This window comes from Uliginosibacterium paludis, assembly GCF_039631355.1.
Taxonomy (GTDB): Bacteria; Pseudomonadota; Gammaproteobacteria; order Burkholderiales; family Rhodocyclaceae; genus Uliginosibacterium; species Uliginosibacterium paludis.
The window spans coordinates 436,785-450,127 of the sequence record NZ_JBDIVF010000003.1 but is presented as its reverse complement, the minus strand read 5'-3'; the positions used below and the strand labels follow the sequence as shown (position 1 = coordinate 450,127).

12 protein-coding genes are annotated in these 13,343 nt (G+C 64.0%); 10 read left to right on the top strand and 2 right to left on the bottom strand.

All coding sequences use genetic code 11. From position 1 onward, the window contains the following. Nucleotides 1-14: 14 nt before the first annotated feature. Nucleotides 15-1,454, bottom strand: coding sequence for a sigma-54-dependent transcriptional regulator (locus ABDB87_RS10845; RefSeq protein ID WP_345926839.1), 1,440 nt, complete (start codon nt 1,452-1,454; stop codon nt 15-17). Further along, nucleotides 1,448-2,578: a sensor histidine kinase gene (locus ABDB87_RS10840; protein ID WP_345926837.1), complete on the bottom strand. Its 1,131-nt coding sequence runs from the start codon at nt 2,576-2,578 to the stop codon at nt 1,448-1,450. The genes ABDB87_RS10845 and ABDB87_RS10840 overlap by 7 nt, the downstream gene beginning before the upstream one ends. A 172-nt stretch (nt 2,579-2,750) precedes the next feature. Here ABDB87_RS10840 and fliF point away from each other — a divergent pair, with 172 nt between their 5' ends. The 10 genes from fliF (at nt 2,751) to ABDB87_RS10790 (ending at nt 13,297) form a co-directional block, all read left to right on the top strand. Next, a complete protein-coding gene (fliF, locus tag ABDB87_RS10835) occupies nt 2,751-4,463 on the top strand; it encodes a flagellar basal-body MS-ring/collar protein FliF (protein ID WP_345926835.1) in 1,713 nt (570 codons plus the stop codon). After that, a complete protein-coding gene (gene fliG / locus ABDB87_RS10830; protein WP_345926833.1) occupies nt 4,447-5,454 on the top strand; it encodes a flagellar motor switch protein FliG in 1,008 nt (335 codons plus the stop codon). Before fliF ends, fliG begins: the two co-directional genes overlap by 17 nt. Before the next feature lie 12 nt (nt 5,455-5,466). Beyond that, nucleotides 5,467-6,165 (top strand): FliH/SctL family protein, encoded by a 699-nt coding sequence (locus ABDB87_RS10825; RefSeq protein ID WP_345926831.1) that lies wholly within the window; start codon nt 5,467-5,469, stop codon nt 6,163-6,165. Beyond that, nucleotides 6,162-7,574, top strand: a complete 1,413-nt coding sequence (fliI, locus tag ABDB87_RS10820) for a flagellar protein export ATPase FliI (protein WP_345926829.1) — start codon at nt 6,162-6,164, stop codon at nt 7,572-7,574. Before ABDB87_RS10825 ends, fliI begins: the two co-directional genes overlap by 4 nt. A 27-nt stretch (nt 7,575-7,601) precedes the next feature. After that, nucleotides 7,602-8,054 (top strand): flagellar export protein FliJ, encoded by a 453-nt coding sequence (gene fliJ, locus ABDB87_RS10815; protein WP_345926827.1) that lies wholly within the window; start codon nt 7,602-7,604, stop codon nt 8,052-8,054. A gap of 71 nt (nt 8,055-8,125) precedes the next feature. Next, nucleotides 8,126-9,319, top strand: coding sequence for a flagellar hook-length control protein FliK (locus ABDB87_RS10810; RefSeq protein ID WP_345926824.1), 1,194 nt, complete (start codon nt 8,126-8,128; stop codon nt 9,317-9,319). A gap of 155 nt (nt 9,320-9,474) precedes the next feature. Further along, complete coding sequence (locus ABDB87_RS10805) at nt 9,475-10,053, top strand: flagellar basal body-associated FliL family protein (RefSeq protein WP_345926822.1); 579 nt, start codon at nt 9,475-9,477, stop codon at nt 10,051-10,053. Nucleotides 10,054-10,079: 26 nt separating this feature from the next. Further along, nucleotides 10,080-11,111, top strand: coding sequence for a flagellar motor switch protein FliM (gene fliM, locus ABDB87_RS10800; RefSeq protein WP_345926820.1), 1,032 nt, complete (start codon nt 10,080-10,082; stop codon nt 11,109-11,111). Next, nucleotides 11,104-11,532 (top strand): flagellar motor switch protein FliN, encoded by a 429-nt coding sequence (gene fliN / locus ABDB87_RS10795; protein ID WP_345926818.1) that lies wholly within the window; start codon nt 11,104-11,106, stop codon nt 11,530-11,532. Before fliM ends, fliN begins: the two co-directional genes overlap by 8 nt. Before the next feature lie 130 nt (nt 11,533-11,662). Next, the gene (locus ABDB87_RS10790; RefSeq protein ID WP_345926816.1) at nt 11,663-13,297 is read left to right on the top strand and encodes a methyl-accepting chemotaxis protein; all 1,635 of its coding nucleotides are present in this window, start codon (nt 11,663-11,665) and stop codon (nt 13,295-13,297) included. The last annotated feature ends 46 nt before the right edge of the window (nt 13,298-13,343 follow it).

Here is a 13,343-nt window from a genome sequence, read left to right as displayed (position 1 = left end):
AGAATGCCGTTTGCTCACGATTCGACCCAGCCTTCGTCCCGGTACTGCTGCAGCTTGTAACGCAACGTGCGCTCGGAAATCCCCAGCTTTTCAACGGCTTTCTTGCGAGAGCCGCCCACCGAGCGCAACACATCAAGAATATGCTGCTTTTCGAGATCCCGCATGTTTGTCGGTGAAGATTCCTGATTCAGGGGAGCAATCATGCCGGCCCAGGTCCGGGCATCCATTCCGCCGGCATTCATTGCCGGTTTTTCCTGCCACCCGGCATCGGAGCCGCTCATGGCCGGCACGGGCACGGCGGGAGACGCCGGACGCGCTGCAGTCCCCCATCCGGGCAGGCAGAGCTTGACGTCCTCGCCGGTGATCGAATCTCCGGCCGCCAGAATCAGGGCGCGCTGAATGGTGTTTTCGAGCTCCCGTACATTGCCGGGCCAGCGCCAGGCGGCAAGAATTTCCGCCGCACTGCCGGCAATTCTTGCCGTTTTGCCGATCCGCTCGCCATGGCGTTCTATGAAATGGCGCGCCAGCGGCAGGATGTCGGCCGGCCGCTCGCGAAGGCTGGGGATCTCGACCGGGAAAACATTCAGCCGGTAGTAGAGATCTTCGCGGAAACGCCCACCCTGCACTTCCCGCAACATGTCCCGGTTGCTAGTGGAGAGGACGCGGATATCCAGCGGCACGGGTTTCTTGCCCCCCACCCGCTCCACTTCGCGCTCCTGCAACACCCGCAAGAGCTTGGCCTGCAGCCCCATCGGCATTTCGGAGATTTCGTCGAGCAGGATCGTGCCGCCCTGAGCCTGTTCGAACTTGCCGGCCTGCGAACTCTGGGCGCCGGTGAAGCTGCCTTTTTCGTAACCGAACAAGGTGGCTTCAAGCAGATTCTCCGGAATCGCGGCGCAGTTGATCGCCACGAAAGGGCCGTTCTTTCGCCGCGAGTGCTGGTGCACATAGCGTGCGAACACTTCCTTGCCGGTGCCCGACTCGCCGGTCAGCAACACCGTCGCATCGGTTTCAGCCACCCGTGCCGCCATCGCGAGCACATTCCGGGTGCGCGGATCCTCCGCGATCATGTCGTCCTGCTCTGGGGTTACGGTCGCATAGCGGCGGACGTTTTCGAGCAGCGCTTCGGACTCGAAGGGCTTCATGAGGAACTCGCAGGCCCCCCCGCGCATGGCCGCCACCGCCTTGTCGACGTCGCCGAATGCCGTCATCAGCAGCACCGGGAGCCGGGGATTGAGCGCCCGGATGCGGGCGAGCAGCTCGAGGCCATCCATAGGATCCATGCGCAGATCCGTAATGACCAGATTGAAGCGCTTGCGCTCGAGCAGCTCGAGCGCTTCGGGGCCGCTGGCCGCCAGTGACACGCGGTGGCCTGCCGCCTCCAGGATCAGGTTGATGGCGTCACGCAACGCTTCATCGTCATCAACGACCAGGATGTTCAGGATTTCTAGCATTGCGGAACTCCGGTGGGTTCGCTGACGGGTTCGGGCGCCAGCGGAAGGAAGAATGAGAACTCGGTACCTTCGCCGGGTGCCGAGCGCAGCCGGATATCGCCGCCATGCGCGCGGGCCACGCCGCGGGCAATCGCGAGACCGAGTCCGGTGCCATCGGCGCGGGTGGTGAAGAAGGGCTCGAACAGACGTGCCTGAAGCTCGGCCGGGATGCCCTTGCCGTTGTCACGCACGCAGAAAACGGCTTGCTGCTCGTCCAGCACCGCGTCCAGCGCTACCTGGCCGCCGTCGCCGACGGCCTGAATGGCGTTTTCCAGAAGATTGAGCAAGGCGCTGGCGATCTCCTTGCGGTTTCCAAAGAGCTTGCTGCCACCTGCGCCGCAGGATGCGCGAAAACCGACACCACGCCGGTCCGCCACCGGCTCGATGGTGTGAGCGAGTTCGGCGGTGAGCTCGCACACGCCGAAGGATTCGCGCCCGAGCGCCTCGCCCCGCGCGAAGATCAGCATGTCGTGAATCAGTTTTTCGAGATGGCGCAAACGCTCGAGTGCGCGACTCGATACCCGGCTGCGGGTTTCGTCGTCCAGCGAAGCATTGCCCATATGCCCGGTGTAGAGCAGCGCGGCGGCGAGCGGTGTACGCAGCTGATGCGCCAGCCCGGCCACCATCTCGCCCATGGCGGCGAGCCTTTCATTGCGTGCGGTCTGCTGGCGCAGCCGCCAGGCTTCGGTGACGTCGTGAAGAAGGGCGATGCGGCCGCCCCGCGTATCCTGGGGCGTTTCGAACAATGACACGCGCAACTCGCCATCATCGTGCGGCAGCAGGAATTCGCCCGGTGTTTCGGTATCAGCCAGCCGATCTCGCAACAGGGACCAGGGCGTGCCCGAGGGCACCGGCCCCAGCATGCGCACCGCCGCGTGATTGAGCTGGCCGATGCAGCCGTTGGCGTCAATCAGCACCACACCGGCAGGCAGCGCCGCCATCAGCAGCGTGAGACGCTCGGTGAGCTCGCCGACCTGCCCCTGGAGCCCGTTATAGGCCTGGGTCAGCTCATCGGACGCACGGGCGAAAGCCTGGAAGGCTTCAGCCAGACCAGCGGCATCCATCGGCAAGGGAGTGAGGTTCATGTTTCATCCGGACGCATGGAGAACGCCGCCACTGTATGCCCGCGGCAAGCGCCGGAAGGCCCGGATTAACCGGCAAATCCTGCCGCTTATTGCCGCGTGCCGCTTGACGAGCCGCATGCACAATCGCTCCGTATGAAAAAGCCGCCCTTGAACGGCCCCTCCGGAGCACTCCATGGCTGAAGAAGCACTACCGACCCCGCCGGCGTCGCCCCTGCAGACCATTTCGGCGAACTTCGCACGCTTGAGTGCGCGCCAGAAAATGGCTGGTGCCGCAGCGCTGGCACTGGCGCTCTCGCTGCTCGTCGGGGTCTGGCTGTGGAGCCAGCAGCCGCAGTACTCCGTGCTCTTCTCGGGCCTGGATGAAAAGGACGGCGGCGCGGTGGTCGCCGCCCTTCAGCAACAGAACATTCCCTACAAGGTCGAGAACGGCGGCGCTTCCATCCTGGTGCTGGCGGGTCGTGCAAATGAACTGCGCCTGACCCTGGCCGCACAGGGTCTGCCCCGGGGCGGCTCGGTGGGCTTCGAGCTGCTCGAGCAGCAGAAGCTCGGCATGTCGCAGTTCCACGAACAGGTGAATTACCAGCGTGCGCTCGAGGGCGAGCTGGCACGCACCATCCAGTCCATCAGCGCAGTCTCGGCAGCGCGGGTACATCTGGCGATTCCGAAACAGACCGCCTTTCTGCGCAACGAGCAGAAGGCCACCGCGTCCGTGGTGCTGAATCTGCGCCCGGGTCGCACGCTCAGCGACGAGCAGATCGCCGGCATGGTGCACCTGATTGCGTCGAGCGTGCCCGGCCTGGAAGCAGACCAGGTCAGCGTCATCGATCAGAACGGCAATCTGCTTGCGCGCGAACGCAAGCAGGATGGCTTCTCGCTGGACGACACCCAGCTCAAATACGTGCGCAATGTTGAAACGAGCTATATCTCGCGCATCCAGCAGATCCTGGAGCCCGTGCTGGGCAAGGACAACTTCCGCGCCCAGGTGATGGCCGACGTCGACTTCGATGCAGCCGAGCAGACCTCCGAAACCTACAAGCCCAATCCTGCGCCGGACACTGCCATCCGCAGCCAGCAGACCGCGGAAAACATCAATCAGTCTCCGAACCCTGCAGGCGTGCCGGGGGCCCTCACCAACCAGCCGCCGGTGCCGGCCACTGCCCCCATCACCAATCCGCAGGTGCCGCCGCAGACCACGCAATCATCCCCCGTGCTGACCAACACCAGCCGTACAGCAACCACCAATTACGAAGTCGACAAGACGGTGCAGCACATCCGTCGCGCCACTGGCCAGGTCAAGCGCCTGTCGGTCGCGGTCGTGATCAACAACCGGGTCGAGAAAGACAACAAGGGCAATCCCAAGAGCGTGGCGCTCACCGAGCCCGAGGTTCGCAAGATCAACGATCTGGTGAAAGAGGCCGTCGGTTACAACGAGCGGCGCGGCGACACCATCAACGTCACCAACACGACCTTCACCGAGATCGCGAAACAGGAACTGGCAGCCCTGCCCTTCTATCAGGACCCGGACATGATCGCGCTGGCCAAGGAGATGGCGCGCTGGCTGGCACCGCTGCTTGTCGCATTGATCGTGTATTTCAAGGTCATCAAGCCGCTGATCCGCTCCGTCGTTCCGGAACCGGTCAAACCGGAGGAAGCCGGCGACGAAGCCGCAGGCGCCGAGTCCGAAGAGGACGGCGCTGCGGCAGCAGGCGAGCAGGTCGAAGGTTTCGACCCCGACATACCGCCGGAAGTGCTCGAACTCGAACTGGCCAAGATGAGCTACGAGAAGAAGCTGGCACGTGCCCGCGAAGTGGCGGCCAAGGATCCGAAGATGGTGGCCCAGTTGATCAAGGAATGGATGGGAGGCGCAAGTGGCGAAGGACGCTAACGAAGGGCTGGAAAAGAGCGCATTGCTGCTGCTCACCCTGGGGCCTGACGAAGCCGCCGAGATCCTCAAGCACCTCTCGCCGCGGGAAGTGCAGAAGCTCGGCGCGGGCATGGCGAAGATGTCGCCCCAGCCGCGCGAGCGGGTCAACGGCTTGCTCGACGAGCTTCAGCTGCACGCAGCCAAGGGCTCGCATATCGAGCCTGACGAAGAGGCGATCCGCACCATGCTGACCAAGGCGCTGGGGGACGAGCGCGCCGCCAACCTGATTTCACGCGTGCTGCAGGGCTCGGATACGGCCGGCATCGAATCGCTGAAGTGGATGGATGCCGCCACCGCAGCCGATCTGATCAAGAACGAGCACCCGCAGATCATCGCCACCATTCTCGTCCACCTTGAATACGACCACGCCGGTGAAATCATCAAGCACTTCACCGACCGCCTGCGCAACGATGTGCTGCTCCGTATCGCCACGCTCGATGGTGTGCAGCCGACCGCGCTGAAGGAGCTCAACGAAGCACTCACACGGGTGCTTTCCGGCTCTGCATCGAGCCTCAAGAAAGCGTCGATGGGCGGCACCCGCCATGCCGCTGACATTCTCAACTTTGTCGGCAGCGCCGCGGAAACGGCCATTCTCGACAACGTTCGCGACTACGACCCGGACCTCGCCCAGCGCATCCTCGACGAAATGTTCGTCTTCGAGAACCTCATGGATGTGGATGACCGCGGCATCCAGGTCATCCTGCGCGAAGTCCAGGGCGACCAGCTGATCCTCGCGCTGAAAGGAGCCCAGCCGGAAATGCGGGAAAAGATCTTCAAGAACATGTCCAGTCGCGCGGCCGAGATGCTGCGCGAAGACCTCGAAACACGCGGACCGGTCCGCCTGTCCGAAGTGGAAAGCGCACAGAAGGAAATCCTCAAGACCGCACGCCGCCTCTCGGAGGAAGGTCAGCTCATGCTGGGCGGCAAGGGAGGCGACGATGCATTCGTGTAAGGACGCACGCTCGTGAGCCCGGTCATCAGCAGCAATCAGGCCAGTGGCGCGTTCCGGCGCCTCGAGTTCGACCAGTTCGACGCGCCGGCGCCGGCGCCCGCGCCGGTCGAGCCCGAGCCCGCGCCGCACGAATCGAACGCTGCCGGCGCGCCACCCGACCCGGCAGACCTGCCGCTGGAAATCGCACCCGGCATCACCCTGCCCACGCTGGAAGAGCTCGAGCGCATCAGCAGCGAAGCGCAGCGCGAAGGCTATGCGGCAGGCTACGAGGAAGGTGCGGCGAGGGGCCGGATGGAAGCCGCCGAGCTTCACCAGTTGATACAGGGGCTGGACAACGCGCTCGCGAGCTTCGACGAGGAAGTCGCGGAAGACATCCGCAACCTGGCGATCGAGATCGCCCGCCAGGTCGTGCGCGACACGCTGGCCACCCGTCCCGACACCGTGCTCGCCGTCGTGCGCGAAGCGCTGCGCAGCCTGCCGCAGCAAGGCGCGCTGCTCCGCGTCAATCCGGAAGACGCGCAACTCATGCGCCGCTACCTGGAAGAGCATTTCGAAGGACTCGCCCATCGGGTCGTCGAAGACCCCGACATCGCACGTGGCGGCTGCCTCATCGAATCCGCGGGCGGTCAGATCGATGCCCGGGTCGAAACCCGCTGGCGCCGGGTCGTGGAGAGCCTCAGCAAATCCGCAGCGGAATACCTCGACGAATGAGCTCGAGCGAACACTTCGGTCCGGTCTGGCGCAACTTTCTCGGCGACTGCCGCAAGATCGTCCGCGCCGCGCCCTCCTACCAGCTCGTCGGCCGCCTCACACGCATCAATGGCATGGTCATGGAGGCCGCCGGGCTCAAGCTGCCGCTGGGCTCGGGCTGCCGCATCCTGGTCCCCGGCGGCGGCACGGTCGAAGCGGAGGTCGTCGGTTTCAACGGCGACAAGCTCTACATGATGCCGACGGATGACGTATTCGGCCTCGCACCGGGCGCCCACGTCATACCCAACGAACCCCTGCAACCCACGCCCTCGACCGCAGAGCGCGTCGAGCCGCGCCGGCGTGCGTCAGACCGCGCCAAACATCTGCCGGTCGGTGACGAAATGCTCGGTCGGGTGGTCGACGGCGCAGGTCGCCCGCTCGACGGACTCGGCCCGCTCGCCACGGTGCAGACCCGATCCCTGCAGAGCCGCCCGATCAATCCGCTCGCCCGCGCCCCGATTGAAAACAGTCTGGACGTCGGCATCCGCGCCATCAACGGTCTGCTCACGGTTGGCCGGGGCCAGCGGATCGGTCTCTTCGCAGGCTCCGGCGTGGGCAAATCGGTGCTGATCGGGATGATGGCCCGCTTCACCTCGGCTGACGTGGTGGTGGTCGGTCTGATCGGCGAACGGGGTCGCGAGGTCAAGGAATTCATCGAGCATAACCTCGGCGCCGAAGGGCGCGCCCGCTCGGTCGTCGTCGCAGCACCGGCAGACACCAGTCCGCTGATGCGCCTGCAGGGCGCGTCCTATGCCACGACGATTGCCGAACACTTCCGGGATCAGGGCAAGCAGGTGCTGCTGATCATGGATTCGCTCACCCGCTACGCCATGGCCCAGCGCGAAATCGCCCTCGCGATCGGCGAGCCGCCCGTCACCCGTGGCTATCCGCCATCGGTGTTCGCACGCCTGCCGGCCCTGGTCGAACGTGCCGGGAATGGCGCAGAGGGGGGCGGCTCGATCACCGCTTTCTACACCGTGCTCGCCGAGGGGGACGACCAGCAGGATCCGATCGCCGATTCGGCCCGCGCGATTCTGGACGGCCACTTCGTGCTCTCACGCGCGCTGGCTGACCAGGGACACTATCCCGCACTCGACATCGAGCAATCGATCTCGCGCGCCATGCATGGCCTGATCCGGCCCGGGCATTTCGATCTGGTGCGCCGCTTCAAGCAGCTTTTCTCGCGCTATCAGCGCTCGCGCGACCTCATTGCGGTCGGCGCCTACCAGCCAGGCGGTGATCCCCTGCTGGATGAAGCGGTCCGGACCTATCCGCAGCTTGAGCACTTCCTGCAGCAGAAGATCGACGAGCGCGCCGGCTACGAAGAAACCCTCAACCAGTTGCACCAGCTGTTCGGCGTCGGACGCTGATTGAACGATTGAACGACGGACACTCTCATGGTTCAGAAGTCCCCCCTCCATACACTGCAGGAACTTGCGCACACCCGGGTGGACGAAGCCACACGGCGCCTGGGTGAGCTCATGGCCGGCGAGCAGGCGGCCGAAGTGAAACTCAAGCTGCTTCAGGACTATCGCAAGGAATACAGCAGCCGTTTCATGGAAAACGCACGCAACGGCATCGACCCCAATGCCTGGCGGAACTACTCGAACTTCCTCGCCAAACTCGACGAGGCCATCGGTGCCCAGCAGTTCATGCTGGAGCGCTCAAGGCAGGCCACCGCGCAGGGGCAGCAGAGCTGGGTGGCCGAAAATACCCGGGCCAAGGCCTTTGACACGCTCAACGAACGCCAGGAAAAACTCGCCGCGGCCCGGCACGAGAAATTCGAGCAGCGCCAGACCGATGAACATGCCATGAAGAACTTCCGCAACCAGCACGAAGGCGAGGAGTAAGGGCGCTTGCGGCAGCTGGCACAGCGCTTGCAATGAAGCGGCTGTAGCGTCTTCTCTCAAGGGAACAGGTCATGGCCGAAGCAAGCATTTCACCCCTCCTCGTCAATCCGGCGCCCACCCCGCAGGCAGCTCCCGCTGCCGTCCAACCCAAGGCAGATGAAGGCGCGCCGAAGTTCTATCAGGTTCTCAAGGAACGCAGCGCGAGCAACACCGAAAAGGCTGCAGCGAAGAGCGCCGGAAAATCCGCAGAGCCTGCTGAAAGCAAGACGGCATCAGGCAATGAGGCGCTCGCCACGACAGCCGCCCAGGATACCGAAGGCCTCAGCGGCAGCGAAGACGCGCTGCTGCGTCTGCTCGATCTGCCGGGCCGCATGACGGGTCTGGGCAAGGACAAGACCCTTCCCGAAGAAGGCGGCGATGAGGCCGCGGGCACGCTGGCCGGCGACGCTTCCGCCCTCCCCCAGATCACCGATCCTGCCGCCGCTGCGGCAGCGCTCGCCGCGAGCGCGGCAAAGCTTGCCGGCAATGCCGACCGCACGGCTCAGGCCGGCGCGGAAGCCGCCGAACAGCAAACGGACATCCTCGATCAGGGCAAGCGTGGCGCAGGACGCGAAGCGATTCCGGTCGAAGTCGCGCCGGAGGAAGTCAGCACCGAAGCCAGCACCGCTGCGCTCGGCACAGAGCGCGCAGGCAAGGCATCCCATGCGGAAGCCGACAAGAGTTTTGCCTCGACGCTGGCCGCTGCACAGAACCATGCCGCCACGGGTACCTCCCACGCCGCGGTCACCGAAACACCAAACCAGAGCGCTGCGCCGCTGCCGCGACATGAAGTCACCACGCCGGTCAGCTCGCGCAACTGGGCCGATGACGTTTCCCAGAAAGTCAGCTGGGTTGCAACGCGCGACAACGGCCGCGCCGAGCTGGTTCTCAACCCGGCGCATCTGGGGCGCATCGAAGTGTCGATCAATCTCAATGGCGAGCACGCGACGGCTGCCTTCGTCGCGGCGAACGCCACCGCGCGGGAAGCCCTGCAGGATGCCATGCCCCGCTTGCGCGAAGTGCTTGCCCAGTCCGGCATCCAGCTCGGTCAGACCAGCGTGGACGCCGGCACGAGCGGCCAGGCCCAGGCTGATCAGCAGCAAGCGGGCCGAAGCCAGTCCGCCTTCTCGCGCTATGCCGGCAACGCCCTGCCCGACCCGGTCGTGTCAGGCAGCTCCCGCGCAGCCATGCAGCGCGGCAACAGCATGATCGACACCTTTGCCTGAAAACCGGGGAACGCAAGCACCTGTTCTGCAAAGAGAAAAGATTTTCGGGGAAACATCACCCTTCATTTAGGGCCTTCAAGTTCCGTTATTCCAGGCTTGGAATGCCCGAACAGGGCAGCACAATCCGATAAACCGGAAACAAGGACACTCGCAACATGGCAAGCAAGGAAGCTCCGAAAGCAGACGCAGCAGCGGCCCCCGCCCCGAAGAAAAGCAAGAAGATGCTGATCCTGGCGGTGCTGGTTGTGGTCATCCTCGCGGTCGCGGGCGGCGCAGCTTTCCTGCTGCTCGGCAAGAAAAAAGCCGCCGCCGACGAAGAACCGGAGGAGGCCGCCCATGCGACGCATGAATGGCCCAAGTACGATCCTTCGAAGCCGCCGGTCTTCATGCCGCTCGAGCCCTTCACCGTCAATCTGCAGCCGGAAAACGGCGAACAGTTCCTGCAGCTCGTGAGCTCCGTTCGCGTCATCGACGCCCATGTGGGGGACACCGTGAAGTCCTACATGCCTCAGATTCGCCACGAAGTGCTGACCCTGCTCTCCGGCAAGAAGGCGTCCGAGATCACCACGCCCGAGGGCCGTGAAGCACTCGCCGAGGAAATGAAGGAGATCATGAACGAAGTACTGGGCTGGGAGCCGCCGCCCAAGAAGAAGTCCGCCAAGGGCAAAGGCAAGGAAGAAGAGGCCACCGGCCCGGTCGTGGCGGTGTTTTTCACCCAGTTCATCGTTCAGTAGATGAGGCACTCCCACAGGGGCTGATCATGGGTCAGGACTTTCTCTCACAGGAAGAAGTCGATGCGCTGCTCAAGGGCGTCACCGGCGAAGTCGACGAGCCCGATGCGGCAGGCGAAGATGGCGCCGGCATACGCTCCTACAACCTTGCCACGCAGGAGCGCATCGTCCGTGGCCGCATGCCGACGCTGGAGCTCATCCATGAGCGTTATGCGCGCTACCTGCGGATCGGCCTCTTCAACTACATGCACCGCAACGCGGAAGTCTCCGTGGGCCCGATCAAGGTGCAGAAGTACAGCGAGTTCGTCCGCAACCTGGTCGTCCCGACCAACCTGAACCTGATCATGGCGAAGCCGCTGCGCGGCACCGGCCTGATCGTGTTCGATCCGAACCTGGTGTTCCTGGTCGTCGACAACATGTTCGGCGGCGATGGCCGCTTCCACACCCGGGTTGAAGGCCGCGACTTCACCGCCACCGAGCAGCGCATCATCCAGGGTCTGTTGCGGGTGGTGTTTGCAGAATACGAACGCGCCTGGGCACCGGTGTTCCAGATCCAGTTCGAATACATCCGCAGCGAGATGAACTCGCAGTTCGCGAACATCGCCACGCCCAGCGAGATCGTCGTGTCGAGTTCCTTCACGCTGGAGTTCGGCGGCGCTCAGGCCGACATGCACGTCTGCTTCCCGTATTCGATGGTGGAACCGATCCGCGACATCCTCTACAGCACGATGCAGTCTGACCACATCACGCAGGACAAGCGCTGGGTCAGCCTGATGTCGCGCCAGATCAACGGCGTCGACGTGCGTCTGACCGCCACGCTGGGGCACGCCAAGGTGTCGCTGCGTGACGTGGCCGAATTCAAGGTGGGCGACATCATTCCGCTCGAAGTCCCGGAGAACATCGAAGCGCATGTCGATGGCGTCAAGGTCCTCGAGTGCAAGTACGGCATCCAGGGCGGCCATTACGCCCTCAAGGTCGAGAAATTCATCCGGCCGGAAGACACGGAAATCAACCTGATCGCCACCAAGCTCGGCGTGCAAGGAGAAGACAATCATGGCTGAAAACGAAACCGGCGAAGAGCAGATCAGTGAAGACGACTGGGCTGCAGCCATGCAGGAGCAGGCCGATACCGACGCTGCCGCAGCGGCGAAGGAAGCCGAATCCCTTGCCCAGCCCGTTACCTTCCAGACCTTCGATGGCGGCGCCCGGCCGGGCAACATGAATGACTACGAGCTGATCCTGGACATCCCTGTCCAGCTCACCGTGGAACTTGGCCGCACGCGCATCTCGATCCGCAACCTGCTGCAACTCGCGCACGGCTCGGTCGTCGAACTCGACGCACTGGCCGGCGAACCGATGGATGTGCTCGTCAACGGAACGCTGATTGCGCAAGGCGAAGTCGTGGTCGTCAACGACAAGTTCGGGATCCGTCTGACCGACATCATCACGCCTTCGGAGCGTGTGCGGAAACTGCGCACCTGAACCCGGCGACCAGGCTCGCTTGAGCCTGGTCAAAAAAAGTCAGGCATGCACAAAAGAACTCTTACAACATGCCGTAAGCATCCAAGGGAGGCAGGCATCCAGCCTGTCAGTCACTGGACGCAGCGGACACATGCGCAACAATCAGCCGGTCACCAACATCGAATCAGTCATACCTGACGACAGTTTCATCTACTCGCGCACCGACCTCAAAGGTGTGATCACTTCCGCAAACCTGGCCTTTGCACAGATCAGCGGATACTCCCAGGCCGAAATGCTCGGCCAGCCCCACAACCTGATCCGCCACCCGGACATGCCAGCCGAGGCCTTCGCCGACATGTGGCGATCACTGAAGGCGGGACTGCCCTGGAAAGGCGTCGTCAAGAACCGGCGCAAGGATGGTGGCTACTACTGGGTCGTGGCGAACGTTTCGCCGATCCGCGAGAACGGCAGCGTAGTGGGATACCAGTCGGTCCGTACCCGTCCGCAGGCCGAACAGATTGCCGCGGCAGAATCCGCCTATGCCCGCATCCGGGCCGGCGACACGCGCATCCGCGTGCAGAACGGCCGGGTGGTGCGCAACCATTCGGCGCTCGTCGAAAAACTCATTTCGCATGAAGCCCGGCTGACCGGGTTCATGCTCTTCACCATCGTGCTGGCCGCCATCGGTCTGCTCTCGCATCTGGGCAATTCCGCGCTGCTCTCCACGTTGCATGCCGGCCTCTCCGGTCTCGCACTGATCGCAGCGGCCTACATGCTGTTCGTCTATCTGCCGAGTGCCTTCGGCCGTCTGCGTCGCATCGAGTCCTACCTCGAGCGGACGCTCAGCAGCGGAGACTTTACCCAGACACTGTCTCCCACCAAGAACGACATCATCGGCGGAATCTCGGCCCGACTCGACACCCAGATTTCGGCCGTGCGGGCCACCCTGCAGATCATGGCCGACACCAGCCGGGAAGTGGCGAGCACCGCCAACCAGCTCAACACCAGCGTGGAGACACTGGCCAGCTCGGCAGACGTGCAGAACGAAGCCTGCTCGGCGGCCGCTGCAGGCGTCGAGCAAATCACCATGGCCATCGAGGAAGTGGCCCGTCATGCCAGCGATACGCGAGGCCTTGCCGAATCCACCGGCAGGATGGCCGCCGAAGGGGCAACGCTGTCGGAAAAAGCGACGACCACGATCCGCACGCTTGCAGACAGCGTGGCCCGATCGGCCGAAACCGTGGAGCAACTCGGCAAGCGTACCGAGGAAATCGGCAAGGTCGCCAGCACGATCAAGGAAATCGCCGACCAGACCAACCTGCTTGCACTCAACGCAGCCATCGAGGCCGCGCGTGCCGGCGAACAGGGGCGCGGCTTCGCCGTAGTGGCCGACGAGGTGCGCAAGCTCGCCGAGCGCACGACGCTCGCTACCCGCGAAATCGACCAGATGATTGCCGGCATTCATGTCGATACCGACGATGCGGTTGGCAGCATGCGCAACAGTGCCGTCCAGGTCGAAGAAAGCGTGGCGCTGGTCCACCAGGCGCACGACTCGCTCCAGGAGATCAGCCAGCGCATGCAATCCACTGCGGTGCAGATCGCAGAGATCTCGCATTCCTCCCGCGAGCAGAGCACGGCCATGGGCGTCGTGGCCTCCAGCATCGAGCAGCTCGCCGGCCAGAGCGATGAGACCCTGGGCGTCGCGCGCAACACCGAAGATTGTGCACACGCCCTGCAGGAGAACGTCTCTCGCATGATCAAGGCGGTCACGCTCTACCGCAGCTGAGCAGCGCGTGGCCAGGCATGCAAAAGGGCGGCAGGATTTGCCGCCC

Excerpts from the sequence above, each read along its gene's own strand:
- ABDB87_RS10845 (WP_345926839.1), bottom strand. The coding sequence starts at position 1,454 with ATGCTAGAAATCCTGAACATCCTGGTCGTTGATGACGATGAAGCGTTG.
- ABDB87_RS10840 (WP_345926837.1), bottom strand. The coding sequence starts at position 2,578 with ATGAACCTCACTCCCTTGCCGATGGATGCCGCTGGTCTGGCTGAAGCC.
- fliF (WP_345926835.1), top strand. The coding sequence starts at position 2,751 with ATGGCTGAAGAAGCACTACCGACCCCGCCGGCGTCGCCCCTGCAGACC.
- fliI (WP_345926829.1), top strand. The coding sequence starts at position 6,162 with ATGAGCTCGAGCGAACACTTCGGTCCGGTCTGGCGCAACTTTCTCGGC.
- fliJ (WP_345926827.1), top strand. The coding sequence starts at position 7,602 with ATGGTTCAGAAGTCCCCCCTCCATACACTGCAGGAACTTGCGCACACC.
- ABDB87_RS10810 (WP_345926824.1), top strand. The coding sequence starts at position 8,126 with ATGGCCGAAGCAAGCATTTCACCCCTCCTCGTCAATCCGGCGCCCACC.
- ABDB87_RS10805 (WP_345926822.1), top strand. The coding sequence starts at position 9,475 with ATGGCAAGCAAGGAAGCTCCGAAAGCAGACGCAGCAGCGGCCCCCGCC.
- fliM (WP_345926820.1), top strand. The coding sequence starts at position 10,080 with ATGGGTCAGGACTTTCTCTCACAGGAAGAAGTCGATGCGCTGCTCAAG.
- fliN (WP_345926818.1), top strand. The coding sequence starts at position 11,104 with ATGGCTGAAAACGAAACCGGCGAAGAGCAGATCAGTGAAGACGACTGG.
- ABDB87_RS10790 (WP_345926816.1), top strand. The coding sequence starts at position 11,663 with ATGCGCAACAATCAGCCGGTCACCAACATCGAATCAGTCATACCTGAC.